Source organism: Vibrio sp. 378 (assembly GCF_033339435.1).
In genome coordinates, this window is sequence record NZ_JAWOUO010000001.1 from 189,144 (window position 1) to 207,541 (window position 18,398).

The 18,398-nt window shown below is 43.7% G+C and carries 14 protein-coding genes; 5 read left to right on the plus strand and 9 right to left on the minus strand.

Annotated elements, in window-relative coordinates:
* Positions 1-64: 64 nt before the first annotated feature.
* From R7Q48_RS00915 to R7Q48_RS00935, 5 genes are all read left to right on the plus strand, one after another.
* Positions 65-1,222: an efflux RND transporter periplasmic adaptor subunit gene (locus tag R7Q48_RS00915; protein WP_025767993.1), complete on the plus strand. Its 1,158-nt coding sequence runs from the start codon at positions 65-67 to the stop codon at positions 1,220-1,222.
* 13 nt (positions 1,223-1,235) lie between these two features.
* Positions 1,236-4,394: an efflux RND transporter permease subunit gene (locus tag R7Q48_RS00920; protein WP_025767992.1), complete on the plus strand. Its 3,159-nt coding sequence runs from the start codon at positions 1,236-1,238 to the stop codon at positions 4,392-4,394.
* A 324-nt stretch (positions 4,395-4,718) separates the two neighbouring features.
* Positions 4,719-4,985, plus strand: a complete 267-nt coding sequence (locus R7Q48_RS00925; RefSeq protein ID WP_005373876.1) for a hypothetical protein — start codon at positions 4,719-4,721, stop codon at positions 4,983-4,985.
* A gap of 395 nt (positions 4,986-5,380) precedes the next feature.
* Positions 5,381-6,229: a DNAase gene (locus tag R7Q48_RS00930; RefSeq protein WP_318088925.1), complete on the plus strand. Its 849-nt coding sequence runs from the start codon at positions 5,381-5,383 to the stop codon at positions 6,227-6,229.
* Positions 6,230-6,393: 164 nt separating this feature from the next.
* Positions 6,394-7,257 carry a hypothetical protein gene (locus R7Q48_RS00935; protein ID WP_053349326.1) on the plus strand — a complete coding sequence of 288 codons (864 nt, stop codon included), beginning with the start codon at positions 6,394-6,396 and terminating at the stop codon, positions 7,255-7,257.
* Positions 7,258-7,739: 482 nt separating this feature from the next.
* On the opposite strand, the gene R7Q48_RS00940 is transcribed toward R7Q48_RS00935, so the two are convergent.
* The 9 genes from R7Q48_RS00940 to R7Q48_RS00980 all read right to left on the minus strand — a co-directional run bounded on the left by R7Q48_RS00940 (position 7,740) and on the right by R7Q48_RS00980 (position 18,262).
* The gene (locus tag R7Q48_RS00940) at positions 7,740-10,841 is read right to left on the minus strand and encodes an efflux RND transporter permease subunit (protein WP_318132107.1); all 3,102 of its coding nucleotides are present in this window, start codon (positions 10,839-10,841) and stop codon (positions 7,740-7,742) included.
* The gene (locus R7Q48_RS00945) at positions 10,838-12,166 is read right to left on the minus strand and encodes an efflux RND transporter periplasmic adaptor subunit (RefSeq protein WP_053349324.1); all 1,329 of its coding nucleotides are present in this window, start codon (positions 12,164-12,166) and stop codon (positions 10,838-10,840) included. Before R7Q48_RS00945 ends, R7Q48_RS00940 begins: the two co-directional genes overlap by 4 nt.
* A complete protein-coding gene (locus R7Q48_RS00950; protein ID WP_318076040.1) occupies positions 12,153-12,809 on the minus strand; it encodes a TetR/AcrR family transcriptional regulator in 657 nt (218 codons plus the stop codon). The genes R7Q48_RS00945 and R7Q48_RS00950 overlap by 14 nt, the downstream gene beginning before the upstream one ends.
* A 192-nt stretch (positions 12,810-13,001) precedes the next feature.
* The gene (locus R7Q48_RS00955; RefSeq protein ID WP_017633566.1) at positions 13,002-13,661 is read right to left on the minus strand and encodes an HAD family hydrolase; all 660 of its coding nucleotides are present in this window, start codon (positions 13,659-13,661) and stop codon (positions 13,002-13,004) included.
* 2 nt (positions 13,662-13,663) lie between these two features.
* Complete coding sequence (locus R7Q48_RS00960) at positions 13,664-14,683, minus strand: ABC transporter ATP-binding protein (RefSeq protein WP_025767985.1); 1,020 nt, start codon at positions 14,681-14,683, stop codon at positions 13,664-13,666.
* The gene (locus R7Q48_RS00965; RefSeq protein WP_025767984.1) at positions 14,680-15,468 is read right to left on the minus strand and encodes an ABC transporter permease; all 789 of its coding nucleotides are present in this window, start codon (positions 15,466-15,468) and stop codon (positions 14,680-14,682) included. The genes R7Q48_RS00960 and R7Q48_RS00965 overlap by 4 nt, the downstream gene beginning before the upstream one ends.
* A 2-nt stretch (positions 15,469-15,470) precedes the next feature.
* Positions 15,471-16,361 carry an ABC transporter permease gene (locus R7Q48_RS00970; protein WP_318076041.1) on the minus strand — a complete coding sequence of 297 codons (891 nt, stop codon included), beginning with the start codon at positions 16,359-16,361 and terminating at the stop codon, positions 15,471-15,473.
* The gene (locus R7Q48_RS00975; protein ID WP_005373854.1) at positions 16,358-17,182 is read right to left on the minus strand and encodes an alkaline phosphatase family protein; all 825 of its coding nucleotides are present in this window, start codon (positions 17,180-17,182) and stop codon (positions 16,358-16,360) included. Before R7Q48_RS00975 ends, R7Q48_RS00970 begins: the two co-directional genes overlap by 4 nt.
* Positions 17,183-17,194: 12 nt before the next feature.
* Complete coding sequence (locus tag R7Q48_RS00980) at positions 17,195-18,262, minus strand: ABC transporter substrate-binding protein (protein WP_005373851.1); 1,068 nt, start codon at positions 18,260-18,262, stop codon at positions 17,195-17,197.
* Positions 18,263-18,398 lie beyond the last annotated feature (136 nt).

Sequence of the window (18,398 nt, forward strand, 5' to 3'; positions counted from 1 at the left end):
TTACCGGGAGCAATGGACTGAATAAAAGTGTGGTGTTGAAAACAACAATAAAAAAGGATTTTCGATGTTAGCAAAACCCATATTACGTTGGCTTTTACCCTTCGTCGTCGTTGGAGGCTCTTATGCAGGATATGCTGCAATTGCCGCAACTGCGCCGGAAAAAGAGTCAACCAAAGATGCAATTACAGAACCTACTGTTCAGGCTTCTTCTCTTTTTCCTACCGATCACAAAGTGGTGATTACCAGTCACGGTGAATTAGTCCCTTTTGAAAAAACACACCTTTCCGCGCAAGTTAGTGGTGAAGTGATAAGTTGGCACCCGAATTTTGTGACGGGTGGCATCGTAAAACGAGGAGAGGTTCTTTTCACAATTGAAAGTGACAACTATGAAGCGTCGGTTTTACAAGCTGAAGCCGATTTAGCTAGTGCACGCGCAAACTTGATTGAGGAACAAGCGAAAGCCGAAGTGGCAAAACGTCAGGCAAAGAGACTGAGCGATAAGCAAGTGACGGATCTGTATTTACGCAAGCCTCACGTTTTGAGCGCACAAGCGCAAGTGAAGTCGGCTCAAGCGGCACTCAAACGAGCAAAAAGAGAGTTAGAAAATTGCAAAGTCGTTGCACCTTACGATGCGCTGGTTGTTGAGCGTGATATTGGTGTTGGTCAATTTGTTACATCTGGTTCTCGAGTTGCCACGTTAAACAACATCGAAGTGGCAGAGGTGCACGTACCCATTGCCGGTTTTGATAGTGCATTTTTACCCGAATCCATTGGTGAACTCACTGCGACAGTGACGCAGCAAGGTGTGTTTTCTACCACTAGAGAAGGTCGAGTAGTTCGTGATCTAGGCATGATTGATAGCGCTACCCGAATGATTAACATGGTCATTCAAATCGCGGACCCATACGGTGTCGATAACCAGCAGCCTCCAATTAAATTCGGCTCCTACGTTGAAGTGAGCTTCACTGGTAAGGAACTTAAGCATATCTATCGCTTACCACAGGAATTAGTTAAAAACCGTACCGTGTGGGTGGTGAATGGCGATAATCAACTTCAACCCAGAACTGTCACGGTTTTGAGAGCAGAAGGTGAGTTTTTGCTGGTGGGCGAAGGTTTAGAGCAAAGTGATAAGTTGGTACTGACCTTGCCCGAGTACCCTCAAAAAGGCATGGCGGTACAAATCGCAAAAAAGAGTGACGACTCCGAAACCGTCGTACAGTAAGTAGGAGTATGTCATGGAAGATACTAAACAAAAGGGCTTAATTGCCTATTTTGCGAATAACCCTGTCGCTGCCAACCTTTTGATGGTGTTCATCATTATCATGGGTGTGGTGAGCTTTCTCTTTATTCAAAGGCAGATGTTTCCGAATATTGAGGTGAACTACATTGATGTTCGTGCGACTTATCCTGGCGCTTCTCCTCAAGAGATAGAAGAGAGTATTCTCGTTAAGGTCGAGGAATCGATTAAAGACGTCACCGGGATTAAAAAAGCAGTCTCAACGGCCTCTAGAGGTAGCGCGTATGTTTCCATCGAGGTAGACGTTAATGCCGATATCAAGCGTGTCTTAGATGATGTAAACCAACGTATTGATACCTTGTCTAATTTACCAGCGGGTATGGAACCAATCAATGTTTACCAAGTTGAATGGCGCCAAGATGTAATTGAAATGGGGTTAGTTGGGGACCGACCGCTCGAGGAGCTTAAACCGATTGCTAAGCAAATCGAAGATGAATTACTTCAGTTAGAAAACGTCATGCTGGTGTACCTGAGTGCGCCAGAAGAAGAAATAGCGATTGAAGTTGACCCACTTGTTCTTCGTAAATACGACCTGACGTTGAGCGATATCAGCAGCGCGATCAGCCGTTACTCAGCCAACTTTTCTGCGGGCGAAGTAAAAACAAACTCAGGGATGATTGCAGTAAGGATTGAAAACCAATACTACCGTGGTGATGAGTTTAGAAATATTCCTGTAAAGCTTGGCGCAAATGGTGCAAAGGTTCTGTTGCAAGATATTGCCACAATAAAAGATGGCTTTACGGAAGAAGAGCGCTACTTTGAATACTCAGGTCAAAATGCGATCTACATGTCTGTTGAAGCAACTCGTGACCAGAACATTATCCCTGTTGCACAGTCCGTTCGTAATTATATTGAAGCAAAAAACAAGACATTACCGCAGGATGTTAAGCTCAAAGTCTTAGTTGATACGACTTATTATTTAAATGGGCGTCTCGACATGATGTTGAAAAACTTGCTGCAAGGCGCTGCATTAGTCGCGATTATGCTGACCATTTTCCTACGTTTCCGCTTGGCTATGTGGGTAATGATTGGGCTACCTGTCTGTTTCCTCGGTGCTGTAATGATGATGCCTGCATTAGGGATAACGGTAAACATCGTGTCTCTTTTTGCCTTCATTATGGTGCTCGGTATTGTAGTTGATGACGCCATCGTGATGGGAGAGAGCGCTTACAGCGAAATTGAAGAAAAAGGCGGTGGCGTCGAAAACGTGGTTCGTGGTGTAAAACGTGTTGCCACACCAGCCACTTTCGGTGTGTTAACCACGATTGCTGTGTTTGCCCCTTTCTTGTTGTCTAGCGGTATTGATAGTGCCTTCTTTTATGGTATCGCGGGGGTCGTGATTCTTTGTTTGATCTTCAGTTTGATTGAATCGAAGCTGATCCTACCAGCGCACTTGGCGCATACTCATTTTAAGCCAGTTAAACCAGGTGGCTGGCGTGACCGATTTAATCAACGTTTTTTTGGTTTTGTAAATGGTCCATATCGTAACTTTGTAACAACATGCACCCATTGGCGCTGGACAGTGTTTGCGGTGTTCTGTGGTTTACTGCTGATCAGCGCGGCTTTGATCAACGCGAATTATGTTCGGGTGATCCCTAACCCTAAAGTGCCGACTGACTATCCTGCGATCACTATTGAAATGAATGATACCGTTTCAAGTGAGCAGACAATCAGTGCACTCAAGACTATTGAACGTGTCATGCAAAAGATCGAATCTGAGACCATTGCGGAACATGGTCAAGGAATGATTCGTGATGTGCTGTCGTACAACAGAAGCCGCACCGAAGGTCGTGTATTAGTACCTCTGGTTGATGAAGAGTTACGCCCGTTCAATACATTTGAACTGGCTCGACGTTGGCGTGAAGCTATGCCTGTTATTCCAGGTATGAAGAGCATCAAAATCCGCGAGCAGAGTGCGGGTGGTGGTGACAGAGATGAGTTTGGTTACTTGTTGTTTGGTTCTAACATCAATGAGCTCAACGAGGCTGGGCGTTACTTGATAGAGCGTTTACAGCAGGAAGAAGGGTTATATGATATTTCATCTTCTATTGATTCTGGAAGCAAAGAAGTACTCCTGTCTCTTGCGCCTGTAGCGTACGATCTCGGTCTGGATCTCACCATGATCGCAGAGCAAGTTGGTGGCAGCTTTTATGGTGGCGAAGCACAGCGCATTATTCGTGATGGTGAAGAAATTAAAGTTATGGTGCGTTACCCGCAATTGACGCGTGAAGCATTCTCATCATTGCGTTACGCTGTGATTACAACACCAGCAGGTAAGAAGGTCATGCTAGGTGATGTGGTGAAGATCAACGAGCAGCCGGGCGTGAGTAGCATTCGACGTGAAGGCGGGTATCAAACCGTTTATGTTTATGGTTCCATAGACGAAGAATTGGTTGAACCTCAAGAAATCGTGAAGGTCATTGACGACAATATCTTACCGGACATGAAGCAAGCCTTCCCAACTGTGAAAACAGAATTGGGCGGTGATATTGAAGAGCAGGCTGCGCAGCGTAATGAACAGATTTTGTTCTTTATTGCAGGCATGATCATCGTCTACATCTTGTTAGCTGTACCGTTAAAAAGTTATACCCAACCTTTGATTGTAATGTCCGTCATTCCGTTTAGTCTGACGGGGGCGATTTGGGGCCATTTCTGGCTAGGTTTAGACATCAGTATGATGTCGACATTTGGTTTGATCGCCGCTGCTGGCGTGGTTATCAACGACTCTCTGGTTATGACAGATTACGTAAACCAAGTGAGAGAAAAGGGTATGAACATCAAACAAGCGGTTGTTGAGGCGGGTTGTGCTCGTTTTCGAGCTATCACGCTCACCTCAATAACGACGTTTGCGGGTGTATTGCCGATAATGTTTGAAACGAGTTTGCAGGCGCGTTTTGTCATACCGATGGCTGTCGCTTTGGGCTTTGCGGTGTTGTACGCAACGGTTCTGACTTTAGTGTTGGTGCCTTGTTTGTATTTAATGCTTGAAGATATTAAAAATATTTTCAGATCGATTAAGAGGTTTATCCATCGTTTGATTAATCGTTTCAGAAAGTCGCCAGTGACGTCGAGCGTTGAAGCAAGCGTATCGAGTTAACAAGCTTGATGTTAACGATTAGGAGCAGCCTTCGGGCTGCTTTTTTGTTTCCGCATTTTGATTCAAAGTGATTTTTTAGTGGGCAGTTACGTAATTATCTGATGAGAAAACTGCCTGACAAAGCATTTCTAATATGTATGTTTCTAATGTTTTAAATTCGCATGGTTAATTTGACACTTGGTTAGCGAAATTTACCAGACGAAGATAACGTTGAATATGAGGTTTTATTTAAGTTGTTGAAAAATAACAAAATAAAAGTTGGCATCGTATGTGCAATATATGAATTGTAATTAAAATTAACTGCTAATCCTCAAGGAGCTTATTATGAAAAGCGTATTTCTATCTACTCTAAGTCTTATTGCTGTAATGTCATCACCAATCGCTGCTGCTAACACTTTAGACAAAGAGGAGTGGAGCTCAGATTTACGTCAGGACTTTTCTGAAATGAAACATGAAGCTATAGCAGATATTCAGCAAATGAACATGGATGCCATTCACGCACGTGATGAGCGTATCGTGAAAAACATTAAAGATGAGCAAGAACAGTTAGTAAAGGTAACGTGCCACAAAGAGAAAGCAAGCAAGTCATAAACGCCGATAAAAGAGACTAACAGACGAAAATGAATCCAATACGAGTTCGGTGTTAGTTAGCAGTAAGCACTGACCTTGTTGCTCTACTTGCCAGCCTTTTAAGGCTGGCTTTTTTGTTTCTCATTTCATGGGTGGAGATCAGATCCTCAAGCCTATTATCAATAGTTGGCGTGTTTGATGAGCTATTGCTGGATGGAGCGGATGTAACTTTTAAAAGTGTAGATTTCAGTAAAGTGGAGGTGATGTTAGATATTTAAAATTTTGAAAAGATCCGATCTCCTTTTTGACCTTCATAATACCTTAGTATGTGGCTTACCTTTACTTGAATTAGAACTCATATTGCAGGCGTTCGTTTAAAGGTATTGATGCATATTTGAAGAGTAAGAGATAGACATATGAGTTTTATTAAAATGTGTAAAGATGGTTTTAGAGGAAAGCCGGATTTCTCTGACTTATTACATAATGCGTTCCAGATAGATGACTTAGTGCTGTCATTTGAGTGTCCGAACAACATATATGAAGGACATGTATACCAGGATCTTGTTAATTTAGAACAGTTCGATGTTGAATCAAAAATAGAGAGGCATGAAAGGTTTGTAAAGTTAGCTATGGTATATTTTTTGTTTCAGAAGAAAATATTAAACCCTTTGCTTCCTATTAACAAACAAGGTGGATTATATATTAGGCTACGGGTTAAATCTACTGGAGAAGATATTGATAATATTAGTCAATTGTCCTCATTTTTAGAGAGAGAATATTATGATTTTTATCATGCCCCGGAGCAAAGTGAAGGCTCTATGAGGGGGTATCATACAGACTTGATGAAAGAATTGACTAAGCGTGCGAATAAACAATGGGGAGAAATTCCAGAAAGTGAACACCGAAAAAGAGAAAAAGAAGAATATTTAATTAGAGGTTTCTTAAGTGGTTATCCACCAATAAAGTGTGAGATAGTTGAAGTTGGAAAAAACAAATACTCAAAATACTCAGAAGGTAATCTTAAGTATAAGAGTGAATTACGAAGAGTATACAATTTACCCATAAAAAATGAATTCTACCTGAGCATCGAGTTTTGGTATAAGTACGAATCGATGTTTGCTAAGCAGAAGTTTTTAGATTGGGTGAGAAGTGCGGATGAAACCTTTGAAAAAAAAGTATTGGAATTACTGGATTTGTCTCCGCTCATCGACTCGTATACAGCCAAAGCGGTAAAGGGATTGAACGAAAAAACTAAGGCAGAGTAACACAGCGTCAAGAAAAGCTAGCAAAGTATGTAGCCATGAGAGAAAAATGAATCAAATTGGATGTCTATTTACCTTTGTACGCCATGGCGCATATAAGGCCAATGGATTTAGTATAGAGCTTATCACAAATATCAATACATATTTAAATAACAAGAGATATAAATATGAATTTTATCAAAATCTTTAAAGATGGGTTTAGAGGGAAACCAGATTTTGCACACTTGTTACATAATGTATTCCAGATAGATGACTTAGTACTATCATTTGAATGTCCGAACAATATATATGAAGGTCATGTATACCAAGATTTTATTGAATTACAACGGTTCAATATTGATTCAAAAGTAGAGCGGCATGAAAAGTTTATAAAATTGGCCACGATTTATTTCTCTTTTAAAAAGAAAATAATAAATCCACTATTACCAATCAATAAACAAGGTGGTTTATATATTCGGTTAAGGATTAAATCTTCAGATGAAAATATTACTAGTGTTAATCAACTATCCTCATTTATAGAGAAAGAGTACGTGGATTTTTATCATGCTGTAGAGTCACCTGACGGTTCTCAAAAAGGTGATCATACAGAGTTGATGAATGATGCCATTGCGTACGCAAATCATCGTTGGGGAATAGACCCGATAAACGAAGAAAAAAAGAGAGCGAAAGAAGAGTTCCTTGTAGGAGAGTTTCTTCGTGGTTATCCTCCAATCAAATGCCAAAATATCAAGATTGGTGAAAATACATTTTCAAAATATGTAGAAGGAAATTTGGAGTATAAAAAAGACTATCGAAGAGTGTACAATTTTCCTATCAAAAATGAGTTTTACTTTAGTATTGAATTTTTATATGAAATCGAGCCTATATTTGCTCAAAAAAAGTTTTTAGATTGGGTAAGACACGCGGATGAAATCTTTGAAAAAAACGTTTTAGAGTTGCTAGCACTGTCTCCGCTTATTGATTCGCATACTACCTCCAAATCCGAAAGGTTGGCAAAAAAAGTTGATCCAGAGCGTTCATACTTAACTTAAAGAAAAAAGCCCGCGAAGAATGCTTTCACGGGCGAAAAAAGGGCACCAAATTGGGTGTCTATTCATTTTGGAGGTGGTCGAACGTCCATATAAAACTGACAATAGGCTTGGTGAGAGGCTTACCACCAGCGCGACCAACGAGGCTAAAGTTAACATTGTTGTAATGATTGTTAAAATGTTAATTCTTCAATCAATGTTTTCATTATCGTGAGTTTAAATTGTGAATGTGTTGCCTACGTGTATTTTTACTCTGTGAAATTCCGTTTTTGACAATAAGACATATTATAAATCTTGTGTTGGTTATTTGATTTGGTTATATAAAACTCAACATACTTAATCCTTAACTGTTCATATTCACACTTAATGAGACACAATAACCCTCTGTTTGTTAAGTGATTGTGTGTTTTTTAACGCATTGGTATTGAACAAAAAGCGACCTAAGCCGCTCTTGTGCATTTTGATAAGTTTACTTATCAGTCGTTTTAGATTTCTTCGTGCTTATGGACTAGGCCGAAGTCAGCTAAAATGGCATACGCAGCAGGGATCATAAACAACACCAGCAGAGTGGATGCGAAAATACCAAACACGATGGAGATAACCAGTGGTTGGATAACCTGTGCTTGCAAACTGGTTTCAGTCAGTAACGGAAGCAAACCTGCTGCAGTGGTCATTGATGTCAGGAATACTGCTCTAAAGCGTTCCCGACTGGCTTTGACTACTGAGTCGTGCACATTATCCCCTTCATCGACATGATGGCGTATGTACTGAACTAACAGAATCGAGTCATTCACCACAATCCCCGCTAGTGAGACAAAGCCCATCATACTCGGCATACTTAATGAGTGACCGAGTAGGATGTGTCCCCATACCACGCCAATAAAGGCGAGTGGAATCGCAAGCATGACCACGAATGGTTCCAAATAACTGCGGAATTGGTAACTCAGAATCGCAAACACGCCAAACAAACCAAGCAAGAAGCCTTTACCCATTGATGCGCCAGTTTCAGCGGTATCTTTGGCTTCGCCTTCAAAATCAAAGCGAAGACCAGGATACTTTTGCATAAGCTTTGGCGCTTCATCCTGTTGGAACTGACGAATAATGGCGGTTGAGTTGGCTTTCGTATTGTCGATATCGCCGAATACGCTCACGGTGCGCAAGCCATCAATGCGCTGGATTCTTACGTAATTACGTTGGAAATCCAAAGTAGCAATGGTCGCGAGCGGAATTTGACTGCCATCAGACAAGATAATTGGAAAGTTTGCCAATTGCTGTAAGTCACCAGCTTGTGCTTTATCGAGGCGAACTTCGATGGAAATGTTTTCTACCCCAACTTGGATCTCGTCTGCCGTTTGGCCAAAGAAAGCCGCACGCAATTGATTGGCGATGAGTTGGCCGTTAATCCCGTAAGCTTCTGCGCCCGGACGCAGTTTAACCAAGACTTCTTCTTTACCCATACGCATGTCATCCAACACGCCATGGACACCGTCAAACTCATTCAAGTATTGCTGAATGTCGATAGAGGCCGCTTTGAGCGCATCCAGATCATCATGTTTCGCTCGAATTTCAATCGCTCGTCCACCCGGCCCCATGGTCGGTTGTTTAAATACCAGTGAGATAGGATCGGCAAGTTCACCAATATCATCGCGCCATGCATCGATAAATTCATCGATGAGTGTGTTACGACTCTCTGCGCCAAGCAAATCCAGACGCACCGTGGCAATATGAGGGCCAGATTCATTCGCATCGGCATTGGCGTTGAATTGACTGGTGATGTGCAGAACCAATGGATTGCCGTCTTCCACTTTTTCTGTCCATTCTTTATCTAGCTTTTGAGCGGAAGCGACGATCTTATCGACGACGGCTTCCGTTTGAGACAGAGAAGAACCCGGAGGAAGAATAATGCGCGCTTCTGCAATATCACCATCCAACTCAGGGAAGGGTTGGAACTTGAGCAAACCGCCAACTAAAGTGGCAGCGGAGATAAGAAGCAAGGCAACCACACCGCCCATAAAGGCATAGCGATACTCGACCACTTTATCCACTGCGTTGACCAAGGTGGTGTTGCGGAAGTTTTCAAAAGAAGCGAGCAGCTTTTGTTTGAACTTCGGTGTTTTTCGCTCTTGCTTTTGTTTGTGTAGTGAGTGAGAAAGGTGGTTAGGTAGAATCAAGAAGGCTTCCACCAAACTTAAACTCAGTACGAGGATCAGAACTTGAGGAACCGCTTTAAGTACCGCACCCATTTCACCTTGCAAAAATAACAAGCTACCGAAAATACACACCGTAGTTAAAAAGGAAGAGATGACCCCCGGCAGTACCTTTTTCACTCCTTTTATCACGGCATCATCGATCTCTTCTCCTCGGTCGAGGTGAGCGGCAATCGATTCGGCAATAACGATGGCGTCATCCATCATGATACCGATGGCCATGAGTAACCCGACCAAAGACATGATGTTGATGGACAGGCCAAGTTGCGCCATCAAAAATAACCCACCTAAGAAGGCAACAGGTAAACCAGCTGCGACCCAAAAAGAGTAGCGAAAACTAAAGAACAACCACATGGTGGCGAAGACCAGAATGATACCTTGCCAACCGTTTTTGACCATCATGGTCAGGCGATCCCAAAGCACGGATGAAAGGTCATTGGTCATTTGTAGCATCACACCGTCTGGCGCGATGGCTTGTTGTTCTTCGACAAATTGAGCAACACGTTCTTTAATGCGCAGTGCATCGTCTTCTTTGTTTTTGCTGACTTTTAGTAGGGCAGAAGGGTGACCATCGAAGAGGACTTTCTGTTCGTCCAATTCAAACCCGTCGGTAATCGTCGAAATATCTCTTAGACGGATGATTGAGCCATTTGTACCAGAGCCCACGACGATAGTCTCAAGCTCTTCCGGCGTCACGCGTCGTTCGTCAAAGCGGATCAGAAAGTTCTTATCTGGCGTTTCGACATTACCACTTGGCAACTTGACGTTTTGACGACCAATCTGGTCCGCAATATCACCAACACTCAAACCAAGTTGTCGGATAGCTTGAGTGTCTAACTCTACTCGGTATTGGTGGTCAGAGAAGCCAGCAACTTCAACCAAAGAGACATCGTAATCGATTTTTAACGTGCGTTTAAGCTGTTCGGCATACGCTTTTAGCTCTGGCCATGTGGTATCTGCGGTGATGGCGACATCCACAACTGGCTCGTTCCAATCGAGCTCTTGGACCACAGGAGATTCAATCTCTTGTGGGAAGTCGTTTATCGAGTTGATCTGGGTTTGAACATCAACTAGCATGCGGCCGATGTCGGCTTCTTCATTCAGTTTTAAGATAAGACGCGCAGAACCCTCAATCGCTTCACACTGAGTTTCTTTGATGTTGGCAAGGCCATCGACAGCATCTTCCATTCGGATACAGATGCTCTCTTCTACCTCTTGAGGGGAAGCGCCGGGGTAAACCACACCAGCTAGGATGTAGGGCGGATCAAACTCAGGAAAAGTTTCACGCTTAATCGTGGAAAGTGAAGAAATCCCCAATATCAGCAGCGTTAGCATCAGCAAGTTGGCTGCTGTTGGATGCTTGGCGAAGAATCGGATCATGAATCAGACTCCTCAATAGCCGTTTCTGACTGTTCAGGTGACTCTTTCAATAGCATGCCGTTAATCGCAGGCAGCAAATCGTTGATGATCAGCTTCTGACCTTGCTCTAGTTCACCATCGATCACCACTTGGTTATTGCGACGATATAACACTTCAACCGTGACGACTTGCAGACGGTTGTCATCTCCCATCAGGTAAATCTTATCGCCATGAAGCGCACGCTCTGGGATGACCCAACTCGGGTTCTCTTGTCCCTCAATCAAGGCACGCACAAACATGCCGTTCACCAATGGAGGCGCAGACGTTGGGTTTAATGCACGGTAGTCTTGTTCAATTTCCAGAATCACACCGGCAGTCGCTTGGCTTGGATCAACCGTTTCACTGATGCGTGCAACTTTCGCAGGCCAGCTTGCAGAGAGGTTACCGCTGCTGAGTTCAATGTTGGCATGAATCGCATTCATATCAGGTTGTGGAATACCAGATTCATCGCGGACAAACTCACCGATGCTCGCCGCCAAAGTTTGCATGTCATGAATGGATAGTTGAGCTTCCACTTCCATGACATCAATACCATGTCCTGTCACCATGGTTTGTTGGAGGTTAACCACTTGCTTTTTCTCAATTTCTACGTCAGCAATACGCAAATCGTAAGGAAGCGTGATGATGGTCTTATCAAGCGAGCGTTCGGCCTCATCCACTTTTGATGCATTAACTTTAACTAGGGCTTCCGCGACTCGTTTCTCATCCGGCATCAAACCAATTTGATTTTCAATATCCAGTACTAACTTACGTTGAGAGAGTGCGCTTTGCTCTTGCTGATCTACATCCGATTGAGACGTTAGGCCTTTTTTACGTAGGTTTTGCTTACGGTCTAACTCTTTGTTGGCGATAACCAGACGGTTGGCTTCTATCTTGAGGGTGCTTTTGAGATTCGCTTCTTCTTGGTTCAGCTTAGCCAGAGAGGTTTGGGCAGATTTGAGATCGGCTTGAGCTTGAACCAGTTTCAACTCGTAATCGAGCGGGTCGATGCGCAAGATTTCTGTCCCTGCTTGCAACACTTGTCCTTTTTCCAGTTGCGGATGGCGGTAGACCACTTTACCCGTCACTTCGGCTATCGCTTTCCATTCCACTTTTGGGGTGATCTTGCCAAACCCTATGGCTACTGGAGCAATGGCTTTTAGCTCAAGTGGAATCGTCTCGACCAACCTTGCACGATCTCCAGAGGGTTTTACGGGCAAATCTGGTTTGAGGCTAATCGCCAAAAACAGAATGACGACCCCCACCGCAAGAGCAGGAAAGAACAGCAGCTTTTTATTTACTTTCATATTGGTCGCCCGAGTCTAAAAATCCATGTTTCATCAGTTGTATGTTGTGTTCGAATAATCGGTTCAAGAAGGCTTCAGAAAGTTCAATGCCATGAATGGCGAGCAGTGCTGGTGGTGCCATAAAAGGAAACACCATCAAGCTGATGTAAGAGACGCGACAAAGTTGAGGGTCGGCGTCTTTTCGTAAAACGCCACTGTCGATCAACTTATCAAAGATCACGCCTTGCATTGGCTTGCTGATATCTGCGAAGACTTTTTCGAGCAGTTTGCGTTGGGTTTCCGATGGGGGCATATTCATAACTTGGGCAACTAAGCGTGGGAACTGTGGTACCTTGATCATTTCGCGGTAGTAGGTGCGCATTAGATCGAGAAAGTTTTGCTCGTTACTGTTGGATACCAACGTCTGCATCTGCTTTTGCATCGGTGACAGTGTTTCGCGCAACATGGTCTCGAACAAGCCTTCTTTGTTGCCAAAGTAGTAACGAATCATCGCCACGTTCACGCCTGCTTTCTGCGCGACTAGGCGAGTAGAGACCTTGTCGTAAGCCATAATGGTGAAGAGTTCGCGCGCGTGGAAAATCAGTTTTTTCCTTGCGTCGATATTATCTGTGGGTCTTCCCGCCCTTCGATGCGCTTCCGTCACAATCTTCTCTCAAAATATTAAACATTTGATTAATTATAAGACGCTGATTTCTCATGCGACATGTGAAAAATTAATCAGTATTTAATCAAGTGATTAATTTGTGATGAAGAGAAGTAAAAAAGAGCAGAAAGAACTGCTCTTTGAACAAATAGAAAAGTATATACTTAGGAAGAACGGTCTTGTGAGGCTATATCACCCCCAACTTAACACACTCCAATTCGGTCTGTTGGCGTGTTCTTTTAGTTGTGGGCATGGATTTACCAGATAAGCGTAGTTCGCGTATTCACAAAGCGGTAAATCGTTGATTGAATCGGTATAGAAATGGATTTCGGAATAAGGCTCAGGCTGATTTTCTAGCCACTGTTTTAATCGCGTGACTTTGCCTTCACGATAACTCGGGATACCGTCGATTTCAGCAGTATAACGGTTGTTTTTCTCGATTAAATCAATTCCGAGTGCGGTTGGAATATTAAGACGGCGACCAACGGCTTCCACCAAAAAAGTGACGCTGGCAGAGATGATAACCATATCTATACCATCACGAGACAGTTGCTCAATCAGGGTTTTGGCTTGAGGGAACTGTTTAGGCAAAATATGGCTTTCAACACATTCTTCAACCAAGGCGTTTACTTCTTCAATCGGCATGTTTTCTAGTGGCTTCATGGAGAACGCTAGGTAATCTTCCATGTCCATTTTGCCTTCAGAGTACAAGGCCATTAGACGCTGATCTTCCATAATAAATAAAGGATCAGTCGCGATGCCTTTCTCAACCATAAACTCGTTCCAAATCATTGCGCAGTCAGCGTTTATTAGGGTTTCATCCATATCAAAAACATACAAAGGTTTGGACATGTTTAGGCTCTCACTGGTTGAATTTCGTTTAGGTTAAAGAGTAGTTCTAGTTGGCTGCCATTCGCTAGTAAGCGTTCTGAAGAGCGGTTAAGTAAGTCAACAGTGAGCTCACACTCTTCAACGTTCACTTGATAGCGAATAACATTACCTAGAAGCTGGTGGTTGGTGATCGTACCTACTTGTGGCGCTGAGATGTGGCTATCATATTGACGACCTTGCTCTTTTACATATATAGACTCTGGGCGAATCGCTACTTTCCATTCGGTATCAATGTTGAAGAGTTGCTTGGCTTTATTGGCCTCTACAAGGTTGTAGTGCCCCATGAAACCGGCCACAAACTCGTTAGCAGGATGAGTATAAATTTCTTCAGGTGTTCCTGCTTGAACAATTTCCCCTTTACTCATTAGGAAGATACGATCAGACATAATCATCGCCTCTTCTTGGTCATGAGTTACGAAGATAGTGGTGAGATTCATCTCTTTCTGAATGTCTCGGATTTGCTGACGAAGGTGTTTGCGGATTTTGGCATCAAGCGCAGAAAGTGGCTCATCAAGCAATAATATGCGAGGTTTCACCACCAATGCTCGAGCGAGTGCGACACGCTGGCGCTGACCGCCAGAAAGTTGATGCGGATAGTGTTTTTCTTTACCTGCCAGATCCACCAGTTTGATGACTTTAGCCACTTCACGTCGAATATCATCATTCGCAAGCTTTTTCATTTTTAAGCCAAATGCAATGTTGCCTTCGACGGTCATATTGGGAAACAGCGCATACGATTGAAAGACCATCCCAATACCACGCTCTTGCGGGACTTGATGCGTGATATCTTCTCCGTTTACCCAAACCTCGCCTCCATCGACAGGGTTAAGCCCAGCAAGGCTGCGAAGTAGTGTCGATTTACCACAACCGCTAGGGCCCAAAAGCGTAATGAATTCACCTTGCTCGATGTTAAAGTGAATGTCCTCAAATACGGTGTTATCACCAAAACGTTTAGTCAGATTTTTCGCTGTTACGTAGCTCATTGTTTGACTCCTCGGCTGAAACGACTTGCCAACCAAGTCAGTAAAAAAATAAATAGGAAGTAGGTCATCACTAAGGCAGACGTAAAGTGGCCGCTCGTCTGACGCATGTTATACAAGTAGATTTGCAGGGTTTCATAACGTGTGCCGACTAAAATATTGGCGAACACAAACTCTCCCAATAGAAATGAAAATGAAAGGAAAAGCGATGCCATCAGTCCTTTTTTGAGGTTAGGTAAAATGACCATCAAAAACGCTTTGGTTGTGCTTGCCCCTAGCAAGTGTGCAGCGTCCATTAAATCGTTAAGGTTAATTGCTTCGAAGCTATTAGAAATCGCACGATACATGAACGGTAACGCTATCGTGAAGTAAGTACCTACTAGAATCCAAGGAGTACCGATAAGGGAGATTTCACTGTCAGCATAAAGTTGAAGCAAGCCGACGGAGGACACCACTGGTGGTACAGCGAATGGTAGCAAAATCAATACGTTCATGAGCTTATCGAGCTTCGGAAAGTAGTAAAACACCACGAATATCGCTGGCAGAACTAGAATCACACTGAGGGTTAGCGAAGCAATACAAATAAACAGCGAACGCCCAAACGCTTGCAAAAAGCGTGGGTCGGTCAGCAATTTAACGTACCAATCAAAAGTGAAACCATCTGGAAGCACCGTGGCGCCCCAGCGTGATGAAAGCGAATAGACAAAGGTCGCTAAAATCGGGATGAGCATGATCCCAACAATGGAATAAACCACCGTTTTATGGAATCGAGTATTAACGTTGTTCATGACTACTTCCTACCTGCATAGCTTTTCGAAATGAGCCATTGGTTAATCACTGTGATAAAGGCAAGTAACGCCATTAGAATCACCGAAATTGCAGCGGCGAGATTAGGTTCAAGGAACAGGTCTCCCGATACCAGACTCGCAATTCGAATGGTGATGACGTTATAGTTACCGGAGGTCAGCGCATAAACACTCGCATAAGCGCCAATTGCGTTGGCTATTAAGATAATAAAGGTACCGAATAAGGCTGGTAAGAGCACTGGCAGCGCGATTTTCGCCCAATACTGTGATGTTTTGGCTCCCAGTAGCGCAGCAGCAGCTTGCCAATCATCACTCAACGCGTCGAACGCAGGGTAGAGCAACAACACCGCCAGCGGGATTTGAAAGTAGATGTAAATGACCAGCAGACCCCATTTACCATAAAGGTCGAAATCACCGAGTAAGCCATACTGCTTGAGCAAAAGGGTAATCGCCCCATTGGTGCCCAAAATAATGATAAAAGCGAATGACAGAGGTACGCCTGCAAAGTTGCTGCTCATGTTCGTAAACGCAATCACACCATCGCGGACTTTAGAATCGATTCTGCGCAGAGAAGAGACCAACAGAGTCGCAATGGCTAAGCCAAAAATGCTCGACCATATAGCTAACCACAAACTGTTGCCAAACGCCTGCATCATAAAGGTGGAGTCGAGCACTTCAATGTAGTTATCGAAGGCAAACTCGCCATCGTAGATGAAGCTGTTTAACAGCACCCAAATCATCGGTGCGAGTTGAAATAGGTAGAAAAACAGTGCGAAAGGCGCCAACCAAACGGCTGGCTTAAAGCGCTTTAACCAAGTACTTGCCAAATTTGAACGTGATTCGCTAGAGCTTGGGGAGAGGACTGAACTGCTCATAGTGCTAACAATTCCTGAGTGTATGGCTTCGTGTGGTCAAGGTTTAGCAATTGACAAACGGTGCCACAAATATCAGTTTGCTTAATATGACAATCTTGATGGGTAAACTTATCACCAATGACAAACAGGGGAACTTCTCGCTCTTCAGGTAAAATCCCACCGTGAGAAAGATCGTTGTTCATGCCATGATCGCTTGTCACAATGATTTGATACCCATCAGCAAGCCATTGATCGATGTAGTTGGAAAGAATAATGTCTGCACCTCGCGCACAATTGCGGTATTGGCGAGAGTCTAGGCCAAACTTATGTCCTGTATCGTCGATATTCATCGGATGGATCAGTAAGAAATCAGGTTGATAGTTGCGGCGTAAATACTCTGCGTCCAGGAACAAGGCTTCATCAGGATAATGATCCCAATGGTAAAAGCAGCCGTGCTGGATATTCAGGGTTTCATCATGCGTGAAACGATCGCGAACAGGTTCAAATGGCGCGCGATTATAAAGCTCACTTACCCAGTGGTAGGCAGCCGCAGCGGTCACTTTTCCTTGGGCTTTTGCCAAACTGAAAATGGAATCGTGTTTGGATAGACGAACGATATTGTTGTTTACGATGCCGCTTTCTACAGGGCGAACGCCCGTTAAAATGCACTCATAAAGTGGGCGAGACATAGAGGGCAGCTCACACTGCACAGGATAAAGCGTTGCGCGAGTTTCTTGTTGGGAACGACTTTGTTCTAGAAGACCATTGAGGTAGCCCATGCAATCACGGGCTACCTGATAGTTCAGTCCATCTAGAACAACAAGGATGACCTTATTGCTCATAACGACTTACTCTTATTGCTGGTGGATTAAGACACTTTCTTGCCATTGACGTGGCAGCTTACGTGCGGACTTTTCCCAAGCTGAGAAGTCAGTCACTGGGTGAACATTGCTGTATTGGTCATTAGCAATTAGCTTGTCTTGCACTGCTTGAGGCAGTGTGATGTTGGTGCGGATTGGACGCGCATAACCTTCTGCTAAGTTGATTTGCCCTTGATCGCTGAAGATGTATTCACGAGCAAGCTTTGCTGCATTAGGGTTCTTCGCGTATTTATTGATTATGGTTGTATAACCAGAAATCACAGAGCCATCTTGAGGAATGCTCACTGTAAAGCGGTCGCGGTCAATTTTGTCGCGGTAGTTCAATGCATTGAAGTCCCACATGATCGCCACTTCAACTTCGCCTTTTTCTAGGTTGGCGATGTTCGGATCGGTAAATGAAAGACGACCTTGCTTCGCGAGTTCAGAAAAGAATTTGAGCGCAGGCTTGAGGTTGGATTCGTCCCCACCGTTGGCGAACGCTGCGGCGAGAACCGCGTTGTTTGCCTGTGCTGCTACGCCTACGTCACCTACGGTCACTTTGTAGTCGCCTTTTAATAGGTCATCCCACGTTTTTGGCGCGTCTTTTACGAGGTTATTGTTGGAGATAAAAGAAATAGTGCCAGTGTAAGCAAGTGCCCAATGACCATCTTCGTCTTTTGCCCAATCTGGGATGTCATTCCAAGTTGTTGGTTTATATGGCTGAGTGACGCCTTTTTTTACCGCTACACGTGCGAAGGCAAAGCCTACGTCACCAATGTCTGCGGTCGCGTTTTTCTTCTCAGCTTCGAATTTTGCGATTTCTTGAGCCGAGCTCATATCCGTGTCTTGGTGCTTAAGGTTGTAATTTGACTTTAAATCAGCCCAAGTGTCTTTCCAGTTTGCCCAACTGTCAGGCATACCCACACTGTAAACCGCCCCTTCTTTTTGTGCTGCTGCTACCAAAGATTCAATATCGGCTTCTTTCGCTACTGTTGGCGTAGCGAGGGTTACCGCAATGATTGCCGCTGGTGCGGTAATTGAACGACTTAGCAAAGTTTTCATTGTCTCCATCCTTCTGGACTAGGTCAGTAAGTTCGCTTTGTATGCTATGGATGGAATGTGACGATTTAGCGCAAGTAATTTGACAGTTTTGCTGATTTTATATGGCACTTATATTTCATACGTTCAGTATGTGTTC